At 58.0% G+C, this 25,703-nt stretch carries 25 protein-coding genes and 3 tRNA genes; 13 read left to right on the top strand and 15 right to left on the bottom strand.

The annotated features are described in order from the left end of the window. Positions 1–9 precede the first annotated feature (9 nt). The 6 genes from tssK to ABVR31_RS03450 form a co-directional block, all read right to left on the bottom strand. Positions 10–1,350: a type VI secretion system baseplate subunit TssK gene (gene tssK, locus ABVR31_RS03475; RefSeq protein ID WP_372771823.1), complete on the bottom strand. Its 1,341-nt coding sequence runs from the start codon at positions 1,348–1,350 to the stop codon at positions 10–12. A gap of 8 nt (positions 1,351–1,358) precedes the next feature. Next, complete coding sequence (gene tssJ / locus ABVR31_RS03470; RefSeq protein WP_021506780.1) at positions 1,359–1,856, bottom strand: type VI secretion system lipoprotein TssJ; 498 nt, start codon at positions 1,854–1,856, stop codon at positions 1,359–1,361. Between the two features lie 22 nt (positions 1,857–1,878). Then, on the bottom strand, positions 1,879–2,475 hold the full coding sequence (locus tag ABVR31_RS03465; protein ID WP_088516709.1) for an SH3 domain-containing protein: 597 nt from the start codon (positions 2,473–2,475) through the stop codon (positions 1,879–1,881). 865 nt (positions 2,476–3,340) lie between these two features. Then, positions 3,341–4,021: a pyrimidine 5'-nucleotidase gene (gene yjjG / locus ABVR31_RS03460; RefSeq protein WP_021506777.1), complete on the bottom strand. Its 681-nt coding sequence runs from the start codon at positions 4,019–4,021 to the stop codon at positions 3,341–3,343. Positions 4,022–4,041: 20 nt separating this feature from the next. Further along, the gene (rimI, locus tag ABVR31_RS03455) at positions 4,042–4,482 is read right to left on the bottom strand and encodes a ribosomal protein S18-alanine N-acetyltransferase (protein WP_058776442.1); all 441 of its coding nucleotides are present in this window, start codon (positions 4,480–4,482) and stop codon (positions 4,042–4,044) included. After that, positions 4,454–4,864 carry a DNA polymerase III subunit psi gene (locus tag ABVR31_RS03450; RefSeq protein ID WP_031279565.1) on the bottom strand — a complete coding sequence of 137 codons (411 nt, stop codon included), beginning with the start codon at positions 4,862–4,864 and terminating at the stop codon, positions 4,454–4,456. The genes rimI and ABVR31_RS03450 overlap by 29 nt, the downstream gene beginning before the upstream one ends. A 106-nt stretch (positions 4,865–4,970) precedes the next feature. On the opposite strand from ABVR31_RS03450, the gene rsmC reads away from it, so the two are divergent. The 4 genes from rsmC (at position 4,971) to ABVR31_RS03430 (ending at position 6,466) form a co-directional block, all read left to right on the top strand. Continuing rightward, complete coding sequence (gene rsmC, locus ABVR31_RS03445; RefSeq protein ID WP_058776440.1) at positions 4,971–6,002, top strand: 16S rRNA (guanine(1207)-N(2))-methyltransferase RsmC; 1,032 nt, start codon at positions 4,971–4,973, stop codon at positions 6,000–6,002. A 144-nt stretch (positions 6,003–6,146) separates the two neighbouring features. Then, positions 6,147–6,233: transfer RNA gene (locus ABVR31_RS03440), tRNA-Leu, on the top strand. 31 nt (positions 6,234–6,264) lie between these two features. Then, a tRNA-Leu gene (locus tag ABVR31_RS03435) sits at positions 6,265–6,351 on the top strand. Positions 6,352–6,379: 28 nt separating this feature from the next. After that, positions 6,380–6,466 (top strand) — tRNA-Leu (locus ABVR31_RS03430). Between the two features lie 89 nt (positions 6,467–6,555). On the opposite strand, the gene ABVR31_RS03425 is transcribed toward ABVR31_RS03430, so the two are convergent. Continuing rightward, positions 6,556–6,840, bottom strand: a complete 285-nt coding sequence (locus ABVR31_RS03425; protein ID WP_058757170.1) for a DUF1435 domain-containing protein — start codon at positions 6,838–6,840, stop codon at positions 6,556–6,558. 229 nt (positions 6,841–7,069) lie between these two features. Between ABVR31_RS03425 and ABVR31_RS03420 the strand changes: the two genes are divergently transcribed. The 3 genes from ABVR31_RS03420 to ABVR31_RS03410 all read left to right on the top strand — a co-directional run bounded on the left by ABVR31_RS03420 (position 7,070) and on the right by ABVR31_RS03410 (position 9,666). After that, positions 7,070–8,164: a diguanylate cyclase gene (locus ABVR31_RS03420; protein WP_058757171.1), complete on the top strand. Its 1,095-nt coding sequence runs from the start codon at positions 7,070–7,072 to the stop codon at positions 8,162–8,164. A 147-nt stretch (positions 8,165–8,311) separates the two neighbouring features. After that, positions 8,312–9,106, top strand: coding sequence for a siderophore-iron reductase FhuF (gene fhuF, locus ABVR31_RS03415; RefSeq protein WP_104093732.1), 795 nt, complete (start codon positions 8,312–8,314; stop codon positions 9,104–9,106). 95 nt (positions 9,107–9,201) lie between these two features. Next, positions 9,202–9,666, top strand: a complete 465-nt coding sequence (locus ABVR31_RS03410) for a YbaK/EbsC family protein (RefSeq protein ID WP_021506770.1) — start codon at positions 9,202–9,204, stop codon at positions 9,664–9,666. Here ABVR31_RS03410 and ABVR31_RS03405 read toward each other — a convergent pair. The 4 genes from ABVR31_RS03405 to ABVR31_RS03390 all read right to left on the bottom strand — a co-directional run bounded on the left by ABVR31_RS03405 (position 9,663) and on the right by ABVR31_RS03390 (position 14,595). After that, positions 9,663–10,883, bottom strand: a complete 1,221-nt coding sequence (locus ABVR31_RS03405; protein WP_372771822.1) for an MFS transporter — start codon at positions 10,881–10,883, stop codon at positions 9,663–9,665. The two genes, ABVR31_RS03410 and ABVR31_RS03405, sit on opposite strands and share 4 nt — an antisense overlap. A 229-nt stretch (positions 10,884–11,112) precedes the next feature. Continuing rightward, positions 11,113–12,096 (bottom strand): nucleoside hydrolase, encoded by a 984-nt coding sequence (locus ABVR31_RS03400; protein ID WP_372771821.1) that lies wholly within the window; start codon positions 12,094–12,096, stop codon positions 11,113–11,115. 12 nt (positions 12,097–12,108) lie between these two features. After that, complete coding sequence (locus ABVR31_RS03395; RefSeq protein WP_372771820.1) at positions 12,109–13,131, bottom strand: LacI family DNA-binding transcriptional regulator; 1,023 nt, start codon at positions 13,129–13,131, stop codon at positions 12,109–12,111. Between the two features lie 75 nt (positions 13,132–13,206). Then, the gene (locus tag ABVR31_RS03390; protein ID WP_372771819.1) at positions 13,207–14,595 is read right to left on the bottom strand and encodes an MFS transporter; all 1,389 of its coding nucleotides are present in this window, start codon (positions 14,593–14,595) and stop codon (positions 13,207–13,209) included. Positions 14,596–15,180: 585 nt separating this feature from the next. On the opposite strand from ABVR31_RS03390, the gene ABVR31_RS03385 reads away from it, so the two are divergent. Continuing rightward, a complete protein-coding gene (locus tag ABVR31_RS03385) occupies positions 15,181–15,735 on the top strand; it encodes a histidine phosphatase family protein (protein ID WP_152390455.1) in 555 nt (184 codons plus the stop codon). Positions 15,736–15,750: 15 nt separating this feature from the next. Here ABVR31_RS03385 and ABVR31_RS03380 read toward each other — a convergent pair whose 3' ends face one another. Continuing rightward, positions 15,751–16,704 (bottom strand): YncE family protein, encoded by a 954-nt coding sequence (locus ABVR31_RS03380; RefSeq protein ID WP_021506763.1) that lies wholly within the window; start codon positions 16,702–16,704, stop codon positions 15,751–15,753. Positions 16,705–17,119: 415 nt separating this feature from the next. Here ABVR31_RS03380 and ABVR31_RS03375 point away from each other — a divergent pair, with 415 nt between their 5' ends. Then, complete coding sequence (locus tag ABVR31_RS03375) at positions 17,120–18,139, top strand: glycosyltransferase family 32 protein (RefSeq protein WP_371221565.1); 1,020 nt, start codon at positions 17,120–17,122, stop codon at positions 18,137–18,139. Here ABVR31_RS03375 and ABVR31_RS03370 read toward each other — a convergent pair. Next, positions 18,113–19,036, bottom strand: coding sequence for a LysR family transcriptional regulator (locus ABVR31_RS03370; RefSeq protein WP_371221566.1), 924 nt, complete (start codon positions 19,034–19,036; stop codon positions 18,113–18,115). The genes ABVR31_RS03375 and ABVR31_RS03370 overlap by 27 nt on opposite strands. A gap of 120 nt (positions 19,037–19,156) precedes the next feature. Between ABVR31_RS03370 and ABVR31_RS03365 the strand changes: the two genes are divergently transcribed. From ABVR31_RS03365 to ABVR31_RS03355, 3 genes are all read left to right on the top strand, one after another. Then, complete coding sequence (locus tag ABVR31_RS03365) at positions 19,157–19,546, top strand: tautomerase family protein (protein ID WP_058757180.1); 390 nt, start codon at positions 19,157–19,159, stop codon at positions 19,544–19,546. A gap of 210 nt (positions 19,547–19,756) precedes the next feature. Next, positions 19,757–22,057 (top strand): phosphatidylglycerol--membrane-oligosaccharide glycerophosphotransferase, encoded by a 2,301-nt coding sequence (gene opgB, locus ABVR31_RS03360; RefSeq protein ID WP_371221689.1) that lies wholly within the window; start codon positions 19,757–19,759, stop codon positions 22,055–22,057. 184 nt (positions 22,058–22,241) lie between these two features. Then, the gene (locus tag ABVR31_RS03355; RefSeq protein ID WP_088516716.1) at positions 22,242–22,913 is read left to right on the top strand and encodes a hypothetical protein; all 672 of its coding nucleotides are present in this window, start codon (positions 22,242–22,244) and stop codon (positions 22,911–22,913) included. Between the two features lie 25 nt (positions 22,914–22,938). Here ABVR31_RS03355 and ABVR31_RS03350 read toward each other — a convergent pair whose 3' ends face one another. After that, the gene (locus tag ABVR31_RS03350) at positions 22,939–23,649 is read right to left on the bottom strand and encodes a GNAT family N-acetyltransferase (RefSeq protein WP_088516717.1); all 711 of its coding nucleotides are present in this window, start codon (positions 23,647–23,649) and stop codon (positions 22,939–22,941) included. A gap of 105 nt (positions 23,650–23,754) precedes the next feature. Here ABVR31_RS03350 and ABVR31_RS03345 point away from each other — a divergent pair, with 105 nt between their 5' ends. Beyond that, positions 23,755–25,206 (top strand): PLP-dependent aminotransferase family protein, encoded by a 1,452-nt coding sequence (locus ABVR31_RS03345; protein ID WP_372771818.1) that lies wholly within the window; start codon positions 23,755–23,757, stop codon positions 25,204–25,206. Here ABVR31_RS03345 and ABVR31_RS03340 read toward each other — a convergent pair. Then, positions 25,196–25,690, bottom strand: coding sequence for an RcnB family protein (locus tag ABVR31_RS03340; RefSeq protein WP_031279558.1), 495 nt, complete (start codon positions 25,688–25,690; stop codon positions 25,196–25,198). The genes ABVR31_RS03345 and ABVR31_RS03340 overlap by 11 nt on opposite strands. Between the last annotated feature and the right edge of the window lie 13 nt (positions 25,691–25,703).

Genomic DNA, 25,703 nt, shown 5'->3' with positions numbered 1-25,703 from the left:
CAGTTTTGATTATTCTGACTGACTACGAATGGCCCAGAACTCCATGTTCAGGCCCGGAAACTCACCGGCCAGATGCAGCGCAAAGGCACCTGAGCGCTCCATCTCCTGCCACAGCTCGCTGTTCTTATCGAGCTCAAAATAGCTGTAGCCGGCATGCCACGGAATTTGCGGCGGCGCGCCCGGCATGGCTTTCAGCGCCAGTCCCGGCAGCTGCAGCTGCACCAGATCGCGGATTTTGGTGACGGGCGCGACTTTCATCTGCGCCGGGAAGTGGGTTTTCAGCGCCTCGGCCGGCACGCTGGCTTTGACCGCCAGCACAAAGCCGAACTCGCGCACCATGCTGCTTTCCGGCACCGTGGCCACGTTGAGGCCGTGCGAGCGCTGCGTCAGCGGCAGCTGGATGGCGCTCTCTTCCATCACCTGCGACAGTCCCTGGCGCAGCAGCAGCGTTAAGCGGGCAAAACAGCTGTACAGATCGTCATGGTCATACAGCGGCAGCGCGTCCGGGGTGCGCGCCGGCATCCAGCTGCTCAATTCAGCGGCCAGCTGCAGCCAGTGACTGTAGAGCGTTTCCGGGTGCAGCAGCGGCAGATGCTGTAAGTGCGCGTGCAGGCCAAGCTGACGGTTGAGCAAGGTCAGCAGCATAAAATCGACCATGTCGGCACTGTTAAAACGGCCGGTACCCGGCGTGCGCTGGCTCAGCTGCTGGCTGCGCTGCTGAATCAGGCCGTGCAGGTCATTGAGCATGCTTTGCAGCGGCCGGCTGGCGTTGAGCGTCAGCATCGGCGGAATGTAATCGGTATCGAGGCGCACGTGGTTATCGCTGCGTTTTTCAATCACCTGCGCCACGCCCATCGCCGTCCACTCCGCGGTGAGATCCTGTTCCAGCATCAGGCGCAGGCGCAGTTTGCCGAACTGAACGGTGGCAGAGCCGACCGCCTGAGCGTTGTCATCTTCGACTTCGGCTTCCCACGCCAGATAGCGCGCCAGTGAATCCTGCGTCTCCTGAAACGCCACCGCTTCGCGCCCGTTGCGCCGGGCCGGGATCGCCAGTACCACTTTGCTGCGATCGACATTCGCCGGCAGATCCAGCGGAGCCGGACCGTGCTGTGGCTGGCTGAAAGAGAAGAAGGTGCCGTCAGGCAGACATCCGCTGGCGGCACTCAGCGCCAGTTTTCCCTGGCGCAACAGCGCTTCATCAAATTCGAGATCAAAAAAACCCCAGGTGTAGGCGCGCTGCGACTGCCCCCACTCGCGCAGGGTGCTGTGTAGAAAATTTTCCGACTGCTGGAAATGGTGAGGGCGCAGGAACATCCCCTCGGTCCAGACAACCTTTTCGGCTCGGTTCATAGGCATCCTTACTGCTTAACCACGCGCAGGCCGTTGATATCCGCCACGACGCGGGCATTCAACTCACCATCGTTATTTTTCCAGAACTGCCAGAATGCGCTGTCGTCGCCATCCGGGAAGGGCAGCGCGAGACGCCAGACTTTACCGTCCAGCGCCTGATACTCGGCCATGATGCCGATGAAGCGCGCTTCCGGCAGGCTTTTCGCGCTGAGGGTTTTACTCAGCTGACCTGACATCAGGAAGAACTGCTGATTGTTGAGCAGCGTGCTGCCCAACGCGGTGGCGGGCTGGTTCTGCAGGGAGTAGAAATCAGCGGACATGAATTCCGCATCGGAGGTCAGCAACATCACCCGAACTTTGAGCGGCGCACCCGCGTTGATCTGCGGATGCGCCTGAAAGTCGAGATTGTAGCGTGCAACCGGCGCCGGACTGTTGCTGCTGCAGGCGGCCAGCAGGCAAGCCAGCAGCAGTAATCCGGCGCGGCGGAGAGAAATCATCGTCATCATTCAGCCCTCCCTGCTTACCGTGTTAGTTGATGATCCAGGTGCCGCTGTTGCTGTTCTGGCACGCTTTGCTGTCGCCATCCACCGCGACGCAGGTCTTTTTCTTGCTGCTGGCGCGGGCGCGACGCTTCGGCTGATCCGCTTTGATGGTCTGCTCATACAGCGCACTTTTCACCACCGCGCGGAACGGGACATAACCGATCAGCTGCACCGCAGGCTGAGCCGCCGGCTGCTGCGCTTTTTTGTCATCGGCCGTTGCAGTCTCAGGCTGCGCTTCGTCTGCGGCCTGCGCCGACTCGCCAAGTGCCAGCCAGTTGTTTTCAACCTGGCCAATCACGGTGTAGGTTTCACCGCTTTTCAGCGTATCCACCACTTTGCCGCCGAAGCTCGGGCGGGTCATGATCGAAGCCGGATAGAGCGCGCGATAAGCCTCGTTCACCGGGCTGAACTGTGCCGGCGGCTGGACGGCATAACGGTGCGACAGCGTGACGCCGTCAACGGTGCTGCTGACAATCGTGTCGTCTGTCATCTTTGGCGGTGCTTTACAGCCAGCCACTGCGAAAACAAACATCAGGCCCAACGCCATACGGAGATTCACCATTTTCTTCATGTTTAGTTCCATTAACGCCTAAAAAGTGGCCAGAGGCCGGTTAAGAGCAAAATGAACCGTGCGCACGGCGGGAGCCGACGTCGATTCAGTACCAGTTGAAAAGTTGACCCTTTAATGAGTGTGGCTAACGCATCGCGCCAGCGAGGCAAAAATTGATCAGTCTGAATTAAGTATTAAAAATGCAACATTAGTGACAGGGATGATGTCGGAAGAATTCTGATCGTTTCACAAACGATCAGCAACATGATCAATTTTTGCTAAGCGAAGGGGTCGGCTACAGCCAAACCTCGGTTTCTCTTATGCCATCCCTGGTATAAAAACTATCACGTTTAATGAATCTGGTTAATCGGTAACGATTAAGAGGATAACAGCAACAACTTACGGCATTCGCTGATAGCAGTGCTATTTATTGAGATATATCAACAACATATAAAAGACTGGAAACATCATAGCTACCGCACGAGCCAGGTAAAACCTGCCCGTGAGCATGCAATCACAATCCATTTGTTAATGTCTGACGGAAGTTTACAGAAGCCTGACAAAATTTCAACGCGCCGCTAGCAGAGGAAATTAGTTCAGTAAAGGTTAACAAATATTTTTAATGCAAATTTGCGTCACTATTGCCCGTAAACCTAAGACTATTCTTAGCAATCCATTAAAAATGTGAAAGATTGTAAATGAAAGATGAAATTTTGCTCGCGCGATCATTAAAAATTGTCATAAAAAAAATGGCGCTGAGCGGCATGCATTTTGTCTGCGCGCGATAAAACCCAGGCAGGCGGTAAAAAAGGGGTGATAAAGGCAAACTGGCAGTTAAAAAAACCAGCCAGGCGAACCAGGCTGGTTTAATTCGCTAAAATAGCGGGTGTCGGGATTGTTAAGCAGTGAGAATAGATTGCAGCTCAGGCAAGGTTTTCACCTGCCAGGTGGGCGTGATGTGCGCCGGCAGCGGACGCGTGCCGTGATCGATCCAGCAGGTTTTCACACCGGCATTCATACCACCAAGAATATCCGATTCCGGCGTGTCGCCGACCATTAATACCCGGCGGCGATCGGGATTGCCCAGCAGCTGCAGCGTATGGTCAAAAATCGCCGCGTCCGGCTTGGGTACGCCCACCTGTTCGGAGATCACCAGCGCGTCAAAGTAGTCACGGAAGCCGGTGCGTTCAAGGCGCGCCTGCTGCAGCGCCGTAAAACCGTTGGTGATGATGGCGATTTTTACCTTGCCCTTGAGCGTATCCAGCAGGCGGGCTGCGCCATCCAGCGGCAGGCAGATCTCGGCCATCGCATTAAGAAAGTCGCTGTTAAGCACTTCCGGCGCCACGCGCAGTTTTTCGCCCCACAGCGTGAAGCGGCGCGTCTGGAGCTGTAACGCTGAAATGGTGCCGTTCTGGTAATCGACCCACAGCGGTTTGTTGACGGCCTGATAATCAGCGTAATCCTGATCGCTGAAGTGCACGTCGTAGCTGGCAAACATGCGCTGCAGGCCGGCGAAGGCGTCAAAGTGGAAAAGTGTGTCATCCGCATCGAACAGGATGCAGTCCCAGTCGTTTAACATAGTGCCCCTTTTGAATAACGTCAGAGCGTGAGCGCCATGATGATGGCATCCTCGCGCCCGCTGGCGGTGGGATAGTAGTTTGGCCGCACGCTGACCTGATGAAAATCCAGCTGCTGATACAGCGCAATGGCGGGCTGATTGGAGGCGCGTACCTCCAGCCACAGCGTCATCACCGCACGCTGCTCCAGTTCGGCAATCAGCTGCTGTAGCAGCTGACGCGCATAGCCGCGGCGCTGGAACGCGGGATCGACCGCGATGTTGAACAGCGATGCTTCATCCAGCACCACCTGGGTGATGGCGAAGCCGGCCAGCTGGCCGTCCGCGTGCAGGCAAAGATTGACGTAACGTTCGCCCTGATTACTGGCAAAGGTCTGCTCGCTCCACGGAAACGCATGCGCGCGGCGCTCGATTTCCAGCAGCCGCGGCTGTAAATCAGGGGTGATGAAAGAGATGGCTGTCATGGTTACACATCTGTTGCCACAGCGCGCGTTTGGCCGCGCCGCTGCTGATTAATTCATTGAAAACGGCGCTGGTGAACGTGATGCCGTTAAAAGGATGATCGCTGGTCACACCCAGCAGCCAGCCAGCACAGTCGACCTGCTCCGGCAGCATCGGCAGCTGTTCTGGCGTCAGCGTCATTACCTGCCCCGGCTGAATGCTCAGCGTCCGCAGTACGTCGCGCACCAGCGGCTCCTGCAGATCCGGCGCCTGCTCAGCGACCAGCACCAGCCGCGTGTCCGGCGTTAGCGTGACGGCAATTTCACCTTGCAGCACGCGCGGACGTCGCAGCTGATACTGCGTAATCCCCATTTGCTGTAGAAGCCAGTCGCGCCTTGTGCTCATGCTGTTACCTGTAATCCTGCCAGAATGCGACGCTATGCTAGCAAACCCATCGAACATGCGCCAACAAAGCACTATAATCGCCGCTCTGATTTAACAGGAGCGTTCCATGTCTGCTTTTACCCCGGCCAGCGAAGTGATTCTGCGCCACAGTGATGAATTTACCGCCCGCCACGTACTGTTCGCCGGCGACCTGCAGGATGACCTGCCCGCCCAGCTGGAGACCGCGTCGAGCCGCGTGCACACTCAGCAGTACCATCACTGGCAGAACCTCAGCCGCCGCCTCGGTGAACGGGCAGTGTACGGGCTGGTGGCCGGTGCGGCCGACGTAGCCGGTTGCGACACGCTGGTCTATTTCTGGCCGAAGAACAAACCGGAAGCGCAGTTCCAGCTGCAAAACCTGCTGTCGCTGCTGCCGCTGGGCTGCGATATTTTTGTCGTCGGTGAAAACCGCAGCGGCGTGCGCAGCGCCGAAGGCATGCTGGAGAGCTGGGCCACGCTGGAGAAGATCGACAGCGCGCGCCGCTGCGGGCTGTATCACGGCCAGCTGACGCAGCAGGCCAGTTTTGACGCCAGCGCGTTCGGCAATCGCTATCAGCTGGACGATCTCACCATTCATACCCTGCCGGGCGTGTTCAGCCGCGACGGGCTGGATATCGGCAGCGATCTGCTGCTTTCCACTCTTACGCCGCATACCAAAGGCAAAGTGCTGGATATCGGCTGTGGCAGTGGCGTATTAGCCGCCGCGCTGGCGCAGCATTCGCCGAAAGTCCGGCTGTGGCTGTGCGATGTGCACGCCGCCGCCATCGAGGCGAGTAAAGCCACGCTGGCCGCTAACGGTCTGGAAGGCGAAGTGTTTGCCAGTAACGTGTTCTCGGACGTCAGCGGCCGTTTTGATCTGATCATCTCTAACCCGCCGTTCCATGATGGTCTGCAAACCAGCCTTGATGCCGCCCACACGCTGATTCGCGGTGCGGTGAAACATCTTAACAGCGGCGGCGAGCTGCGCATCGTGGCCAACGCCTTCCTGCCTTATCCGCAGGTGCTGGATGAAACCTTCGGTAACCATGAAGTGCTGGCGCAGACCGGCCGCTTCAAAGTGTATCGCGCCGTATATGGCCGCGGCGCGAAAGCGCGCTAAGCGTAGTAAAATCCGCGATGCGACGGGGAAAACGTTGCTTTTTGCAGCAGTCGTTTCACCGTCGCAAAATATGTGTTGACGCAATGAGTAAAATCTCTAAAATGCGCCTCCGTGGTTAGCAATACTGTAATGTATTGCAGGCAGGCGAAGGTGGCGGAATTGGTAGACGCGCTAGCTTCAGGTGTTAGTGTCCTTACGGACGTGAGGGTTCAAGTCCCTCTCTTCGCACCAATAATCACAGAGTTTATATCGCGTGCACTGCGCGAAGGTGGCGGAATTGGTAGACGCGCTAGCTTCAGGTGTTAGTGTTCTTACGGACGTGAGGGTTCAAGTCCCTCTCTTCGCACCATGCGGTGATATAAACAGACAACTACGATGCGAAGGTGGCGGAATTGGTAGACGCGCTAGCTTCAGGTGTTAGTGTTCTTACGGACGTGAGGGTTCAAGTCCCTCTCTTCGCACCAACGTTGTCACACTTCTTCTGCAGTACATTCCCATTGATTGTTATCGCTGCTATCACGCCTTTGCGTGATATTGTCGTTTCTGCTCGCCGTTAAATGACGTGAAAATTCACCGAGATAGCCGCCAGACCGCCCGCCAGCGCCAGGCAGGAAGGCAGCAGCAGATAATGCCGCAGACGATGGTGGAACAGCATCACCACGGTAAGCAGCAGCGCGACAATCATCACTAAGCGCCACTGGCTGAAACTCGGCTCCCACAGCGCAAACACCGGCATGGCCGCACAGGGCAGCAATACGCCCCAGCCGCTATCCAGACGTTTTCCCATCACCCAGCTTACGCCCCACAAGCCGCAGGCGGCCATCATCGCCATGATCATCGCGCAACCCTTCAAATGATAAATATTCCCATTATCATATGACAATATTTCTCATCTTGCAGCGAATTTTTTGCCCTGCCCGCGCCGGATGACAGAATTACTGGAAAATGATAGATTGCCGCCGATAACTATTTTGATAACACAGCAAAAACGTGCTCACTATCCGCGTTGTGGGATTATTTCCTGCGGGTAGCGCTTTGATATTTCAGGGCTGTCACGAGTAATAATAATGAAATTACAATCTTATGATGAGTTGAAACACAGCAAGTATCGGCTGTCGCTGATGCTATTTTTGTTTTTGAATGTCGCCGTTTCGCTTTTTTGTCTGCTGCCGTTTTTCGGCACGGATAATCCCATCAATTCGCTGCCGGTAACACTGGTGGCGGGCTTTAGCACCACGCTGCTGGCGCTATGTTTAATCGCGCCGAATCTAAAATTCCCGTTATTAAATCCTGTCGCATTGCTATTAGGCGCGCTGTGGGCCTGGCATATCAATCATCGTTACCATCTGGTGTTTTATTTTGACGGTAGCTTTTTAATAATCAGTCTGCTGAGCGTATTTTTTATCAGCGCGATTGCCCTGAGTGATTATTTGCTTGCGTTCTGTTTACATATTACGCCACCGGTATTAACCGTACTGTTACTGGACGATGGTCAGCATTTAATGACCATTCTGTTCACCATTACGCTGCCGCTGATCGGCTTCTCGCTGCACCATTTGATGCGCCGCCGCTTCGACACCTTCACTCTGCGGCTGGTGCGCCAGCTGTATGAGGAGAAGCAAAGTTTCAGCGATTTGAGCATGCTTGATCCGCTCACCGGCCTGTATAACCGGCGCGGGCTGAAGAACCGGCTGGATACCATCATGGAAAATCATGCCGGCAGCCACTTTGTGCTGCTGCTGGATATTGATCACTTCAAGGCCTACAACGATAACTACGGTCATGCCATGGGCGATCAGGCGCTGGCGCGGGTGTCGGTTGCCATTCGCGATGCGGTGCGCTCGCGCGATGTGGTGACGCGCTACGGCGGCGAAGAGTTTCTGGTACTGATGACCAACGTTAATGCCTCGATTGCCATGAAGCTGGCCGAACGCATCCGCCAGTATGTGGTTGATCTGGAAATTCCCCACCGCTTCAATGATAAAGTTTCGACCCACGTGACCATCAGCGCCGGTATCGCGCCGATTTTCGCAGAAGACTTCGACCAGGCGGTGGCCAACGCCGACCGCGCGCTGTATGTGGCGAAGAATCAGGGACGTAACACCATTCTGGCGTGGGAGGATTTACCGAAACTGGCGCCGGTAAGCAGCGATATGGTGTAAGCGGTGCGGCGACAACGCCGCGCCCGCTCCGGGGGATTTCACGCAAAATGCGCGGTGGCCAGGCAGTGAGCGCTGCTGGCATCTTGCTCAGTGAATCGGGAACGATTATCATTTGTTTTTCGCTTCCCGTTTTCACTCAGGAGCCGCATGGCCATCATCACGCGTCAGGATCATCGCTTTAGCGCGCATCCGCTGATCTTTATGCAGAGCGATCGCAGCTTAGCCAGCGCGCTGGAAGATCTGATGTGCGACCAGCGCAGCTACATGCGGGAAAACGTGAAGCTGGGCCAGCCGGCCCCCGCAGGCACCCTGACGCTGGCCGAATGGTCCACGCCGTTTCACTATCGCCGCCTGACGCAGCGTTACAGTGACTATCTCTATCGCCACCATCCTGATGTTCCGCAGGAAGCCAAACCGCTGCAGTCGCTGTGGGCCCAGTGGTATTTTGGCCTGCTGCTGCCGCCATTAATGCTGGCGCTGCTGCAGGAGCCGCGTGCGCTCGACTGCTCGCCGCAGCGCATTCACGTTGAGTTCCATGAAAACGGCCATCCCTGCGCCTTCTGGATTGATGTGCAGGAGGATGAGGATGCGCGCTATCTCACTCCGCAGCAGCGTATCGAACGCCTGATTCAGCATGGCCTGATCCCCGCCGTTAACGGCATGGCGCAGCACGGTGACATCAACGCTCGGCTGATCTGGAACAACTTAGGCTTCTCGTTTTACTGGTTCCTTGGCGAACTGCAGCAGCAGCTGCCTGCGGCCACCCGGCATCAACTGGAACAGGCGCTGTTTTTCAGCAAATCCCTGTCCGACGGCAGTGATAATCCGCTGTATCGCACCATGATCCCGCGTAACGGCGCGATGGAGCGCCGCAGCTGCTGCCAGCGCTATCGCATTCCGGACGTCGAACGCTGCGGTAACTGCACGTTAAATGCCGTGTAAGCGCGGCGTATTCTGTTACAGATTCTCCGTTTCTCCCGTTTACAGCTTTCCCGCCTTATGGCAGCTTTTACGCTCTGTTTTTACCGGAGAAAAAAATGAGCCTGGAGTCGGTACGGCACTTCTTTGCCGAACACGCACCGGATATCGACATCATCGAGATGCCGGAAAGCACTGCCACCGTAGAACTGGCCGCACGCGTACATGGCGTGGCGCCGGGGCAAATCGCCAAGACCCTGTCGCTGAAAGTGAAAGAGAGCGTGGTGCTGATTGTCACACGCGGCGACGCCCGGCTGGATAACCGCAAGCTGAAGGCAGCGCTCGGGGCAAAAGCGCGCATGCTGAGCGTGGATGAAGTGGTGAACTGGACCGGCCATCCGGTCGGCGGCGTGTGCCCGTTCGGGCTGGAAAATCCGCTGACCGTCTATTGCGATGTGTCGCTGCGCAGTTTCGATGAAGTGTTACCTGCGGCCGGTTCGATTCACAGCGCGGTGCGCATTTCGCCGCAGCGCATGGCTGAACTCACGGCGGCGAAATGGATTGACGTCTGCGAGGCGCGTTAACGCGTCTCTTTCGCCACCGCCCCGGATATTTCGATGCCGCGCGTCTCGCGGCCAAACGCCACGAACACGCAAATTAGTACCGCCACCGTGCCGGCGACAATCACCATGCCCAGCCCGTAGTTACCGCCGTGGGCTTCGGCGATGCGTGACTGCAGCGTGGCGTTGACCGAAGCAATTAAATTCCCCAGCTGGTAAACGAAGCCCGGCAGTACCGCACGCGCATTGGCCGGCACCAGCTCGGTCAGGTAGGTCGGCACCACGCCCCATGCGCCCTGCACCATAAACTGCATCAGGAACGCGCCGATACCAATCGCCCAGGAACCGCTGGAGAACGCCCACAGCGGCAGCACCGGCAGCGCCAGAAACGACGCCAGCATGATGGCTTTTTTACGCCCGATACGCTCGGACAGCGAGCCGAACGTAATGCCGCCGAGCATCGCCGCGATGTTATAGCCGATGGCGATAATACTCACCGTGTGGGCGTCAAACTGATGCTGCACTTTCAGGAACGTCGGGTAGAGATCCTGCGTGCCGTGGCTGAAGAAGTTAAAACAGGCCATCAGCAGCACCATGTAAATACAGATTTTCCAGTGCTGGCGGATGATGGGCAGCAGCGCGTGATTTTCTTTACGCTCGCGTGCCGCCAGCCATACCGGCGATTCCGGCACTTTAAAATAGATAAACGGCAGCAGCAGAATCGGCAGCGCGCCAATCAGGAACATGCCGCGCCAGCCCACCTGTTCGAAGAACAGGCCAAACACTATCGACGCCAGCAGATAGCCGCACGGATAACCAGCCTGGAAGATGCCGGACATCAGGCCGCGCGAACGGTCGGGAATGGTTTCCATCGCCAGCGAAGACGCCACGCCCCAGATGCCGCCCATCGCCACGCCGTAAATTACGCGGAAGGTCAGGAAGGCAGCAAAGCTGGGTGACCATGCCGACAGCAACTCAAACAGCGAAAACAGCACGATGTTGAGCATCAGGATCGGCCGGCGGCCATATTTTTCCGCCAGCCGGCCAAAGATCAATGCGCCTACCGGCCGTACGGCCAGCGTCAGCATAATGGCAATGGAAACATCGGAGACGCTGGTGTTGAAGTAGCGCGCAAGATCGCTGAGCACAAACACCAGAATAAAGAAGTCGAACGCATCCAGCGTCCAGCTGGCGAAACTGGCGAAAGCCACGTTGCGCTGGGTCGCAGTCCAGTTAAACATAAGGGTATCCTGTCTGATTGCTTCCGGCTCGCGGCCAGATTTTTATTGGAACGTTATCCAGCGAATGGTTGCACTGGTTATTATTGTGTTAACCATTTGTATATAGCATGTCAGAAAGGCGCCGCGCGGCGGGGAATTGTCAGCGAGTGATTCGCGATGTAAGGAAGCGTGTCGGCAGGAAAGCGGCGCACGGTACTCCGGCCGGGAGACCGCGCGCCGCGGCAAAATCTCAGCGCTTCAATCCGTTGAACGTCTGCTCAATCACTTCCAGCAGCAGCGGATTGTTTACGTTCTGCATCACATGCACCAGTGCGCCCGCGTCCGCCGGCACGCCGACGTCCAGCCGCAGCGGCGTGCGATAGCGCCAGGTCTTGCCGCGCGTGGCACCGGGACGCAGCTCAATATCGACGTGATAATCCACGCCGTCCGCCACGCGCTGGTTGAGCAGCCAGGCAATGACCAGCGCATCGTGGATCCAGCAGCCCGGCAGATGGCGGGTGCGGATGGAGTAATCAATCCACGGTCGCAGCGTTTCACGCACAAACTGCGGCAGTGGATGATCGCAGGCGGTCAGGCGCGTGAGATCCTGATGGGTCAGCAGCGTCTGCGTGGTGGCATCCATCGGCACCAGCGTGATGGTGGCGCCGCTGTGCAGCACCTGATGCGCCGCTTCCGGATCGAGGCCAAAATTGGTGTCTTTGATGTAGTCATCCAGCGCAAATACGCCGCCCATGATGACGATCTCCGCTACGGAATCCGCCATCTGCGGATAGCGCTGCAGCGCCTGCGCCACGTTGGTCAGCGGGCCGATCGCCACCAGCGTAAACTCGCCGGGATTGTCACAAATCAGCTGGCCCATCACGCCCGCCGCATCGTTGCCGTCCGCTGACACCGTCTGCGGCTGACGCACGCCGCGCCACAGTTCGCCCTGCGCCGGGTCGGCGACGTTATCCAGCCGCGCGCGCCACGGCGCCGGATCTTCGCGCAGCGCCTGCAGCGCGCCCTGCACCACCGGAATGTTCAGTCCGAGCCGCTGCAGCAGATCTTTAGCCACCCGCGCTCCCACCGCGCTCGGTGTGTTGCCGCTCACGGTGGTGATCAGCTCAACGGCCAGCGCGCGTGACGCCAGCGCTAAGGCCAGCGCCAGCCCGTCATCGGTGTTAGCGCCAGCAATACCATTCCCCGGATCACAATCAATAATTAGTCTTTTCATAATGTTATATATTTATTTTTGTTGAGATAGCTGGCAGCCACAGGACTCACCGATCTCCAGATGGTGAGGAAATTCGGCCAGCTGCGCCTCGCCATGACCGTTTTTCAGCATGGCGATGGCGCTGCGTGCCATTTCGCGCAGCGGCTGGCGCACGGTGGTGAGCGTGGGCACATGAAAGGCCGACTGCTCGGTACCGTTGAAACACACCAGGGCGACATCGTGCGGCACGCGCAGGCCATGTTCGGACAGCGCGCGGATACAGCCAATCGCCTGCCCTTCGTTACTGGTAAACAGCGCGCGCGGCACCCGGCCGCTGGCAATCATGCGCTGCCCGGCGTCGTAACCGCCCTGGCGCGAATAGCCGGCCGGAAAAATCAGCGCTTCATCTATCGTCAGCCCGTGCTGCGCCATGGCGTCGCGCCAGCCCTGAATACGATCCTGCGCGTTAAGCATCTCACGCGGACCGCTGATCATGCCGACCTGCTGATAGCCGTGGCTGAGCAGATGCGCCGTGACCTGGCGCGCCGCTTCACGTTCGTTCACGCACAGCATGCTGACGCCGGGGCGCGGTTCGATGCGGTCCAGCATCACCAGCGGCGTTCCGCTCGCCTGGATGACATCAATATAGGGATGGCGATCGACGCTGGTGTAAAACAGGCCATCAACCTGACGATTCAGCAAACCCTGAATCAGCTCCAGCTCGCGCTGGCGGTCGTCGCCGGCATCGCCCAGCAGCATCACGTGGCCGTGGTTCAGCGACTCCTGCAGCAGCACGTGCGCCATTGAGGCGACAAACGGGTTTGCGATATTTGGCACGATCAGGCCAAAGGTTTTGGTACTGCCGGAGGCCAGTGCGCGCGCCACCGCATTCGGGCGATAGCCGGTTTGCTGGATGGCAGCCAGCACGCGCTGACGCGTGGCTTCGGCCACCGGACGCGGTCCGTTGTTGATCACATAGCTGACCACCGCCACCGAGGTTCCGGCGGCTTTGGCGACGTCACTGCGTGTCACATTTCCGGTTGGGGATTTCGCCAATATTGCCTCTGCGTTAATGCCGCTGGCCGGAAATACCGGCCAGCGTAATCAAAGAATGTTGCACGATCCTGCGCGTCAGATAGCATCCTCCGGCAGATTCAGATCGCGTCCGCGCGTTTCCGGTGCCACAAAGGTGGTGAGGAAACCGATGGTCGCCATGGCCGAGAAGTACACGGCAATTGGCAACCAGTGGCCGGTAAACGACAGCAGCGCCGCCGCCACCAGCGGTGCGGTGCCTCCTGAAAGGATAGACCCCAGCTCTTTGGCAACCGCCATTTTGGTGTAACGGTGTTTAACGCCAAACATCTCCACGCCCCACGCCGCCTGCACGCCAAAGATGCCCAGCGACGCCAGCGCCATGCCCACTACAATCACCGGAATCACGATGGCCGGCTCGCGGCTGTCCATCAGGCTAAAGGCGGGCCAGGCGTAAACCATCAGTAACAGGCAGAAGCCGCGATAGGTGATGCGTCGGCCAAAGCGGTCTGACAGCCAGCCGGCAAACGGGATGATCAGGAAACCGAGCAGCGAGGCGATGAACACCGCGGTGGTCGGCACCGATTTGTCCAGCATCAGCACTTTGGCGACGTAGCCGACGATAAAGCCCTGTGCCAGATAGGACGGGCCGTTCTCACCGATGCGCAGGCCCACCATGGTCCAGAAGGCGCGGCTGCGCTGCCAGAAGCTGCGGCTGTCGGGTTGCGTCGCGCTTTGCGCCAGCGTTTCATGGCGCTGCGCCTGCAGTTCCGCCTGCTGACGCTCAAACACCGGCGTTTCACGCAGATGACGGCGAATCCACAGCGCGACCGCAGCAATCAGCACGCTGCTGAGGAACGGAATTCGCCAGCCCCAGTCGAGCAGCGTGGCTTTATCCATCTGAATCACCGCCAGCCACACCAGCGACGCAATCAGCGTGCCGCTGTTGGAACCAAGCGCAATCACCGACGACACCAGGCCACGGCGCTCAACCGGCGCGTATTCACCCAGCATCACCGTGCCGCCCGAGAGCTCAGCGCCGGCGCCCAGCCCCTGCGTGAAACGCAGCAGCACCAGGCAGGCCGGCGCCCACAGGCCAATCGTTGCATAGGAAGGAATCAGGCCGATCAGCGTGGTCGAAGCGCCCATCAGAATGATGGTGCTGATCATCACCACCTTGCGGCCCTTGCGATCGCCAATCCAGCCAAACAGCAGCGCCCCGATCGGGCGTGCAATAAAGCCGACCGACCAGGTGGCAAAGCTGGAGAGCAGCGCCATCGCCGGGGTGGCTTCGGGGAAGAACACATCGCCAAAAATGATGCCGGCAGCGAGGCCATACAGGGCGAAATCCGCGTATTCCATCGCGGTGCCCAGCCAGCAGGAGAAGGTGGCGCGCCAGAAATCTTTGCGCCCGGAGGTGGTTTCCAGCCGCGCATCGGCGGCGGAAGCATGTGAACCTTGTTGCGTAACGGAGTGATGTACCGTCATAACCATTTCCCTGAAAGAGGTGAAAACAGTAAACGCCCATCCGTGGGTCGGTTCCCTGGCAACAAGCGGAACTCCCCGGTGGCGACGTTCAGTAGGCAAACCTGGATGAAAGGTCAGTAAAGAATTCCCTGGTGTTGGAATTCATCTATTTGCCTGATTTCGCCGATGTTTTTTTCATCGATCGCATTAGCACGGCAAATGTAACTGGGTCATCTCAAGGCCAACTTCGTCTCTGTCACCGTGAGTTGTCACTGTGAAGACAGTCTATCTACGCGCGTAGATAAATCAAGTGATCAACAGGAAAATAATTAACTTATCTTCACAATGGTGCAGGAGAAAAAGATAAAAACGGCGTTAATTCATGACATTACATTACAGCCAGCGTCATTAAAAAATCCACGCACGCTGCGTGATTAACGACTATTGCTTATCATTGGCAAAAACGGCGACCAAACTTTCACCGCGCCGTTTTCGCACATTTCAGTTAAGTTTTGATGACACCCGGGCATTATTCTTAAAACCGCCCGGGCCGCGCGAAATCCTGCGCGCCTGCAGTAGACTGGATGACCTTCACTCAGGAGCATTATGACCATTATCCTCATGCGACACGGCAAGCCAGACCATCCGGTAAGCGGGCGCTTTACGGCGCGGGCGCTGGCGGACTGGTGTGAAGGCTACGACCAGGCAGTGATTTGTGATGCGCCGCCGCCGCGCAGTATGGCGATTGCGCGCATGGCCAGCGTGATTGCCTGCAGCCCGTTGCCGCGCGCGCGTTCGTCGCTGGCGCGGCTCGGTCTGCAGGCGCAGGACGTGGATGAGGTGTTCAGTGAAGTGGCGATGCCGCAGCTGCCGTTTGCGCGACTGCATCTGCCGCTGACGCTGTGGCTGGCGCTGCTGCGCCTGCTATGGCTGTGCGGTTACGCCGGGCGCGTGGAATCAGTGCAGCATGCCCGGCAGCGCGCGCAGCGGGCGGCAGACAAACTGATTGCCCTGTCGCAACAGGGCACGGTGCTGCTGGTGGGCCACGGTATTATGAACAAACTGATTGCGCGCCAACTGCGCAAGCGCGGCTGGCAGGCAGAAAAACACGCCAGCAGCCGTCACTGGAGCAGCGCGATTTATCACCGGCCGTTTATTTGATGGCGGCCGTCGTACTCAGGACGACAGCTGAAAGTAGCTCAGAACTTCGCAGCCGGTGCCAGCCTGCGGCGTGGCGATGACCTTCATCTGCGTCAGATCGATCAGGCTAAGCGAACCGTCACCCTGATTAGCGATCAGCAGGCTGCGGTTATCGGCGCTAAAACAGCCATCCATCGGCTGATTGCCGACCGCAACGTCACCCAACGGATTAAGCAAGTCGTCAAACAGCGTCACCACTCCTTCCCCGTCGCCAATCGCCACCAGCCGCTCACCGCTGGCGCTGAAGCGCACCACCTGGCACGGCTGCTGATGGCCAGGCAGCGTGATGCGCTGGCGGATACGATGGCTCTGACGATCCACCACATACAGCAATGGCGCGTCTGCCGCGCTGGCCACCAGGTAAGGGTGCTTTGGCGAGGCGGCAATGCCGGCAATCGGTCCCGGCAGCAGGATGTTGTCAATGATGCGCCCTTCCGCCTCGCACAGATCCACCACCGTGATGCTGGCGTCCTCTTCGTTTTCGGTAAACAGCTTGCGGCCGCTGGGCGACAGCGTCAGCCGGTGCGCGTTGTGCGACGGCAGCCGGATGGTTTTCTCCAGCGTGTCGCTGTGCGGATCGATCACCGCCACCGCGGCACTGTGTTCACAGCACAGATACACTTTGCCATCGCGTCCCAGCTGGCCGCTGTGCGGCGCCTTGAGCGGTGACAAATCGATAAAACCGCGAATCTGCCGCCGGCGCAAATCGATAATCGCCACCTTGTGCCCCGGATGCGGATTGTCGCCGTGGACGCCATCACCGTAGATCGGCACATACGCCTTCTCCAGCGCGGGCAGCATCAGCAGCTCATGCGGTCGCGGCGGTAAGGCATTCAGCTCCTGCTCAACGGCGAAGCTATCGGGATTGAGAAACAGCACGCGGTTGCCCTGCTTATCAACCGCCAGTAACCCACGCTTGTGTGGCTGCATAGTGCCTCCTTTTTTTCGTTGCCTGCTCTAAGCGTAGCTAACCTGCTTCCGCGTTGGGCAAGCAGCGGCGAGGCCAGAGGAAAATACAGCGCGGTTAACGGACCGCCGATCGCTCATTTTTATTCCGCGCCGCGGCCTGCGCCTGCAGGAGGTTATTATATTAGGAATAATCTTAATCGGTTAAAAATAAAAAACGCCGTACCTCATCATTTTATTGATACCTCTTTTTAGCCATCCCGGATCCCGGCGTTTCCGGTAAATCTGAAAGCGAAAAAAATTCGTAGCCTTGCCGCTGCGGATCGATTATTAAGCAAGGGTAGTCTTTTTACACACAGCCGTCAGGACACATAAGCGCGCTCAAGCCGCCAGCATCAGGGAATCCTTGCTCCCCATAATCACAATAATCAGGTGCATCATGACAAAAAAACGTCTCCAGCCAGCCCTTACGCTCTGGCAACACTGGCAGAGAATCGCCTTCACCGTCCAGACATTACTGCAGAAAAAACAGCATACTGCGCTCTGCGCGCCGGAATATGATCCCAGCGAAGAGGACAATATCGTGTTGCTTTCGGGTGAGAAAGCGCTGCCGGAAATACCCAAAAAAATCTGGATGTACTGGGACAATGAATATTTACCGAAATCGATGGCGTTAAATATCCAGCAGCTGCGTCAGGATAATCCCGACCATCAGGTGTATGTATTAAACCGTTTAACGCTTAAAGAAGTCCTGCCGGATTTTATTTTTACCTCGACACAATTAAGCGAGCAGCAAAAAAGTGAAGTCATTCGCCTCGAATTATTATTACGCTACGGCGGTATTGCGATTGACTGCAGCACGCTGTTATTTGAAGACCTGAGCTGGGTGCACCGTGCGCATCAGGAACGCCGCATGGATGTGATTGGCTATTACCGCGAAATTGCCACCGTCAACTATCTGGCACCGGTGATTGAAAACTGGTTTCTCGCCGCTGCGCCCAATAATCCTTTTATTCGCGAGTGGCAAAAACAGTACGCGCCGATCAAGCATCTGGGGGCGCACAACTATTTTAATGAGCTGGCAAAGCGCGATGATTTTGCCCTGCTGACGCAGAAAATCGCCGAGCCGGCACAGCAGCTGGGTTCGCTGGCGCAGCAGGCGGCGATGCGCGAACATCGCCGCGTGAACCTGTATCTGCGTAAATGTGAGGCCAACGCGTATTACTATCAGCGGCTGAACAACTGGCAAAGTGACGCCTTTGCGCACACGGTGCTATTTCATCAGCGCCCGCATACGCCGCCGCCGGTGATCAAGCTGAGCGGCATTGAGCAGCTACATCTCGACTTCAATCTGCGTCTCGGTAACTATAACCGCCGCAGCCTGCTGGGGGCGATGATGCAGCCCAGCGCACCGCTCAGCGCGCCGCTGGCCTCACCCATCAACAAAGCGCGTGCGTAGCCAGTGGATAAAGGTGGTGACGGCACGCGGTACCTGCGCTGCGTAAGGCCGCACCACCCACAGGCGGTCGGCAAAGGCATCGACCGCCTGCCACTCCGGCAGCACCTGCTGCAGCGTGCCGCTGGCCAGCGCCGCGCTGGCGCTGAAGTCCGGCAGCATAGCAATGCCCAGCCCCTGCAGCGCAGCGTCACGAATCGACTCGCTGTTATTAGTGGCGAAATTACCCTGAATCTTCACCTGCACCGTTTCGCTGTCATCGCTGTGCAGACGAAAGCGCCACTGCGGCGACTCCAGCCCGCGCGGATAATAGAGGCAGTTATGCTGCTTCAGCGCCTGCGGCGTATCTGGCGTGCCGTGACGGGCCAGATAATCCGGCGCGGCCACCAGCAGCGTGCGCGTTTCACACAGCGGCAGCGCGACGTGCGTTTCCGGCAGCTGCTGGCTGTGGCGAATGGCGAGATCAAATCCTTCGCTGCCCAGCGACACCAGCCGATCGCTGACGTTGAGCTGCAACCGCACCTGCGGGTAGTCGCGCAGAAAGTCGCCGATAATCGGCACCAGCTGCTGCCGGGCAAACGCCACCGGCGCGCTGATGCGCACCAGACCGCGCACCGGCCCGGCTTCGTCACGCACGCTAAAGAAGCTCTGCGCGATGCGCGCAAACGGCTCGCGCAGGTCGTCCACCAGCTTTTCACCGGCCGACGTCAGCCGCACGCTGCGCGTGGTGCGCTGCACCAGCGCCACGCCCGCCATCTGCTCCAGTTCTTTGATTTTCTGGCTCATCGCCGCTTTACTGACATCCAGGCGTTCAGCCGCGCGGGTAAAACTGCCCTGTTCCGCCAGCACCGTCAGCCAGTGCAAATGCACCCAGAGTGCATCGGTTTTAATTTCTTTCATCAGAATTGTTCAAAATAATAAATAATCATTTTAATCAGCGCGCTTTTTCTTTCCGGCAGCAAGCGGCAGCATAGCGTTTCATCCTACTCTTTCCGCGTGGGCAAAAACGAGGATTTATTGATGCCGTTACTGACTTTTGATGTAATTCAGGGCCGTTCTGAAGCAGAGATTCGCACCTTACTCGACGCCGCGCATCGCGCGGTACTCACGGCATTTAAGGTTCCGGCGCGCGATCGTTACCAGATTGTTCATGAAAACAAGCGTTATCAGATGGTCTTTCAGGATACCGGGCTGGGCTTTACGCGCAGCGACAATCTGGTGATGGTGCGCGTGTACACCAGCCCAAGAAGTGAAGAACAGAAAACGCACTTCATGGCAGAGTTAGCGCGCGAGTTGCGGGAGAATTGTGGCGTGCAGGGCAACGATCTGATGATCAGTTTTATCACCAACAGCAAAGGTGACTGGAGCTTTGCCGACGGCGAAGCGCAGTATCTCACCGGTAAGCTGTAACACCCGCGCCCGCCCTGGCTGGCAGCAGCGCGCCGGTTGCTGCCAGACTAAATCAGACTCCGCCTAAACCCGCCTTAAACGATTCGCAATGCATCGCACAAATCTGGTTGGATGTGTTGCAGCCCTGTGACAGCCAATATAGATTGACGCAAAACCCCCGCAGAGGGCCGCAGACGCAGGTAACGCGTTCTTATTACTTAATGTGAGGATCTGCCGTTGGAGTTGCTTTCAATAGTGCTCTTTTTGGCTGCGATCGCAGTCTATTCGTATAAAGCCGGGCGAAATAAATTCTGGTTTATCCTGATCTTGCTGCTGCTCACCCTGTTCATCGTGCTCAACGCCACGCTGTATGCCAGCAACTATTTTACCGGCGATGGCATCAACGATGCGGTGCTCTATACCCTGACCAACAGCCTGACCGGCGCGGGCGTGAGCAAATATGTGGTACCGGCGCTTGGCTTGATCATCGGCCTGTTTTTACTGTTTTGTTTTCTCTCCTGGGTGCTGCGCCGGCATAAACGTCCGCATCATCTCGGCTGGAGCCTGCTGGCGATCGCCTGTGCTGCCGGCTCGGTGCAAACCACGCCGGCATTTCGCCAGGTAAAAGAGCTGATCGCTTCTCACGCGCGTCAGGCCGATTCGGATTTCGAAACCTATTACAAAACGCCGAACAAGCAGATTAACGCGCCGAAGCTCAACCTGGTGTATATCTACGGCGAAAGCCTTGAGCGCACCTACTTCGATCAGCAGGCGTTTCCTGGCCTGGCACCGGAGCTGAGCCGCGAAAAAGATCACAGCATTGACTTCAGCAACACCGAGCAACTGCCCGGCACCGATTACACTATCGCCGGCATGGTGGCGTCGCAGTGCGGAATTCCGCTGTTTGCGCCGTTCGACGGCAACGCCTCGGCTTCGCTTTCCAGCTTCTATCCGCAAAATATCTGCCTCGGCGATATCCTCAAACACTCCGGCTATGAGAACTGGTTTATTCAGGGCGCAGACCTGCGCTTTGCCGGTAAAGACACTTTTTTGCTGTCACACGGTTTTGACGCCGCCAATATGTACGGCTCGCAGGAGCTGAAGAGCCGCGTCGCCGACCCCAGTTACCGTAACAACTGGGGCTTTTACGACGATACGGTGATGGATGAAGTGTTTGAAAAGTATGAGGAGCTGTCGCGTCAGCAGAAACGCTTTGCGCTGTTTACGCTCACCGTGGACACCCACCATCCGGACGGCTTTATTTCGCGCAGCTGTCAGCGCAAAAGTTACAGCTATGATGGTAAACCCAACCAGTCGTTTAGCGCGGTGGCCTGTTCCCAGGAGCACGTGGCGCGCCTGATTGCCCGCATCAAAGCCTCGCCGTGGTTTAAAAACACCGTGATTGTGGTGAGTTCCGATCATCTGGCGATGAATAACACGGCGCATCAGTATCTGATCAAGCAGCCGCGCCGCGATCTGTTTATGGTGATCCGTGGCGATCAGCCGCAGGCCGAGGTGCTGGACGGTAAGCGCAGCACGCTGGATAACGGCGCCACGGTGCTGGATATTCTCGGCGGTGATAACGCGATTGGCCTTGGCCGCAGCGGGCTGTCTTCGGCCTCGCTCTCCAGCCAGTTCGATGACATGGCGAAGAAGGTCACGGCGTGGAAAGCCGATATCATTCAGCTGTGGAATTTCCCCAGCCAGATGAAGACGTTCACCATCGACCAGCCCAAAAATACCTTTAGCTTCTCGGGCGCGACGTTCAGGCTGCCGATCCTGTTCCGCGTATCCGATCATCAGGTAGAGCCGCTGCCGGAAGGCGAATACGCCGCGCCGCTACGCTTCCAGCTGGCCGATTTTGCCGCCAGCGATAAGTTTGTCTGGGTCGATCGCTGCTTCAAAATGGGCCGGCTGTGGCAGCCGGCGCTGGCGCTGTCGACCGATCTCTGTCTGGCGATGGGCCAGACCGGCGGACAACCCACGGTGACGCGCATCGACCAGCCGGTGTGGCAGGGCAAAGCGCAGTTCCCGCAGGTGAAAGTCAGCGCGGCGACCTATCAGCTCAACGAACAGCAAATGCGCATCGAGGATAATGCCATTCGCTACCAGGCGGACAGCTTCCTGCTGACCGTGCCGGGCGCGCCGGCCAGCGTGAAGCGCTTTAGCGGTATTTCACGGCCGGAAAGCTGGGGACGCTGGTCGAACGCCAACCTCGCGCCGGAGGTGAACATTGAATATGTCGATCCGTTGCCGGCGCGTTTTGACGTAGTGATCACCGCACGCGCCTATGGGGCTAACGCCCATCGACCGATTCCGGTGCGCGTCGGCGATCAAGTGCAGCAGCTCAATCTGGGTGACGCGTTCTCCACGCAAACGCTGCATTTCACCAACCCCGGCGCCAGCCGCAACCTGATCATCACGCCGCCAGAACCACAGCTGTCTAATCTCGGCAACATCACCGGTCAGGATCCACGCAAACTCGGTATCGGCATGGCGGAGATAAAAATAATTCCGCAGCCCGAAAAGTGATAAAAATGCGTGCCAGACCAGGGCCTGCCAGCGTGCAGGCCCTTTTTATTGCCGCTTAGCGTTACTCATTGTACGAATTGATATTTTTCGAGACGTCGCGCAAAATCCACATCATCACATGGTGCAACTATCACCACCTGGATAACCTTGCAGGCAACAGGAAAGGCGACCAGGAGCAACAGGGATGATACCGACGATGATGAACACCCATAAGGCATTCAAAGCGCTGCAGCAGGCGGGCGTGGCCGATCACCAGGCCGAAGTGATGGTCGACATTTTTGCCGAAATGCAGCAGGAAAACAGCCTGACTAAAACGCACCTTTCGCAGGCCATGGAAGGCGTGATGCGGGCAAATCACGCCACCGCGCAACGTGTCGATAAACTGGCACAGAGCCTCAGGCATTTTGAAAATGAGGTCCGCCATACGTTTAAAGCCATTGAGCTACGGTTTGATAACGTCGATGAGCAATTCCGGAAAATTGATCAACGATTCAAAAAAGTGGATGAGCAATTCAGGCTAATCGATCAACGCTTTGAAAAAGTAGATGCACAATTCAGAGAAATCGATAAACGCTTTGAAAAGGTAGATGCGCAATTCAGGACAATCGCTCAACGTTTTGAGCAAATCGATGAACAATTCAGGAAAATCGATCAGCGTTTTGAACAAATCGATGAGCGATTCAGGCAAATTGATAAACGCTTTGAAAAAGTGGATGAGCGTCTGCTGGATCTCGACCATCGCATGCAGCTCGGTTTCAATGAGCTCAAACGCGATAATCTCTGGCATCGGCGGCTGATGATGGCGATGGCCAGTGCCTTTGTGTTGTCAGCCGCCAAATATATTTTTGCCGGTTAGCCGGGCAGCCAGCCCGGCGCGCGCGTCAGGCCTGACGTAATGTCTCCAGCCTGGCGCGTTGTTGCCCGCGAGCGTCGAAATTGTCTGCCGCCAGCCAGCGCTCAAATCCCAGCTTCACCTGCGGCCATTCGCTGTCGATGATAGAGAACCAGGCGGTATCCCGGCTGCGATTTTTATACACCACCACCTGACGAAACGTGCCTTCATAACGGAAGCCCAGCCGCAGTGCGGCGTTGTACGACGGCTGGTTACAGCTGTCGCATTTCCACTCGTAGCGACGATAGCCGAGTTGTTCGAAGGCGTAACGCATCAGCAGATAGTGGGCTTCGGTGGCCATGCGGGTTTGCTTCAGCAGCGGAGAGAACACCACAAAGCCGACTTCCATCACACCGTGCTGCGGTTCAATGCGCATCAGCGCCAGCGAGCCGACCGCCTGCCCGCTTTGCCGGTCAATCACCGCGAAGTGCAGGTAATCCGGACTCTGCTGGCACTGCTGCGCAAACGCCAGATAAGACGCTTCATCGTCAAAGCGCCCGACCGGCAGCCAGGTCCAGTCGCGGTCATCTTCCGCCAGCGCATAAGCCGCATACAGCTCGCGACCGTGACGTGCGGCATCCAGCGGCTCCAGCCGGCAATATTGTCCGGTGAAAATCTGCCCCTGCGGCAGCGGGCGCGGCTGCCACGCCTCCAGCGCCGGGCCGATGGGTTGTCCATAACGATTGGTCTGCGGTGACATACGGCGATTCCTTCTGTGTGAGAGTGACAGCGTGCAGCGTGCCACTTTGCTGGTTCAGGAAAAAGCGCCACAATGTGATAAATCGATAGATCCACGGAGGCGCCGATGCGCGCACTAAACCGGCATTCGCTGCTGCTGGCACCGCTAGAGGCCGACGGCAGCCTGACACTGCAACAGCAGCTGTATCAGCGGCTGCGCCAGGCGATACTGAATGGTCAGCTGGCGGCGGGCACACGCCTGCCGGCGACCCGCCAGCTGGCGGCTGAACTGCAGGTGTCGCGCAATACGGTGATCGCCGTCTGGTCACAGCTACAGGCGGAAGGATTTATCCTCAGCGACCGCCAGGGAAGCCGCGTCAGCCGGCTGGCGCACACGCCGCTGCCCGCGCAGGCGTCCGACGACAGCACCGACTGGCCGGTTTCCGCGCGCGCTGCCGGGTTGCACTCGCTGCATCGCCTCTCCAGTCAGGAGCTGGCGCTGCGCCCGAGCACGCCGGCGCTGGCGCATTTCCCGCTGGCGCAGTGGCGTCGCGCACTCAATCAAACCGCGCAGCAGGCACAGCTGCTGGGCTACGGCGATCCGCTGGGTGAGCTGGCGCTGCGTGAGGCGCTGGCGCAGCATCTGGCGCTGGCGCGCGGCGTGCGCTGTGCGCCGCAGCAGATTGTGATTACCGAAGGCGCGCAGCAGGCGCTGACGCTGTGCGTCGCGCTGCTCACCAATCGTGGTGACACCGGCTGGGTGGAGGAGCCGGGCTATCGCGGCGCCAAAGCGGCGATGCGCCTCGGTGATCTGCAGATCGAGCCGATTGCGGTGGATGCGCAGGGACTGGCACCGACAGCGCAGGACTGGCAGCAGCGCCCGCCGCGGCTGATTTACACCACGCCAACGCATCAGTATCCCACCGGCGCGATCATGAGCGCCGCGCGCCGGCTGGCGCTGCTGGCGGCGGCACAGCGGCATCAGGCGTGGATTATCGAAGATGATTACGACAGCGATTTTCGCTACAGCGGCGAGCCCATCGCCGCGATGCAGGGCATGGCGCAGCCGACGCCGGTGATTTACATCGGCTCCTTCAGCAAAACCCTGTTTCCGGCGCTGCGCATCGGCTACATGGTACTGCCCGCCCCGCTGCTGCCGCGGCTGCGGCCGGCCTTGCATGAGCTGTTACGCGGCGGTAACCGGCCGGAACAGCAGGCGCTGGCGCTGTTTTTACGCAGCGGGGATTTCAATCGCCACCTGAGCAAAATGCGCCGCCTGTATCGTCAGCGGCAGGCCACGCTGCGGGCTGCGCTACAGGAGACATTTGGTACTCAGGTGCCGCTGCTGGGCGGTGAATGCGGTATGCATCTGGTGTTGCCGCTGGCGGATACGGTGGATGATGTGGCGCTGACGGCGCAGCTGTTTCGCCATGGCTATGCGCCTGGCGCGCTGTCCGGCTTTTATCTGGGCGAGCAAAAACAGCAGGGACTGGTGCTGGGATACGGTAATACCAGCACCAGTCAGATAATGGCAGGCGTGGCGCAGTTAGCGCGCCTGCTGCCGGGCATCAACCCTTGAAGAAAATGTCGCCGGATTTGCCCATCACGATCTTGCCGCTGTCGTCGGTGATCAGGATGTAGTTAGCGTTGATGTAAGCCCAGTGCGTGCCTTCCTGCGGTGCAGGCAGGTGGCGCGGCTGCCACTCAACGATGGTGTACTGCTTTTTACGGTACTCATCCGGCACGACGTCACCGACTTTATACTCTTTGTAATCGATGATGATAGTGTGCAGATCGTAATTATTGGCGGCGGATGGCGCTTCACCCGGACCGTTTTGTGACGGGCGAATCGGCGCGACATCGCCACTGGATTCTGCCGGTTCACTGCTGGCGGGCGCATCGCTGGTGGCCGCTGGCGCTGAGGCGTCCGGTGCGGTTTGCTGCACCTGTGGCGGCATCGGTACGCTATCGGTTTGCTCACCTTCTGCCAGTGCTGCTGGCGTCAGGCTTAAAGCGCCCAGAAAAATTCCTGCTGAAAGAAGGGTGACGTGTGTCCTGCGCATTGGTGATTTCCAC

The organism is Pantoea sp. WEP (assembly GCF_041678305.1).
GTDB lineage: Bacteria > Pseudomonadota > Gammaproteobacteria > Enterobacterales > Enterobacteriaceae > Pantoea > Pantoea dispersa.
The sequence above is the reverse complement of the archived record's forward strand: the minus strand, read 5'-3'. Positions and strand labels throughout refer to the sequence as shown.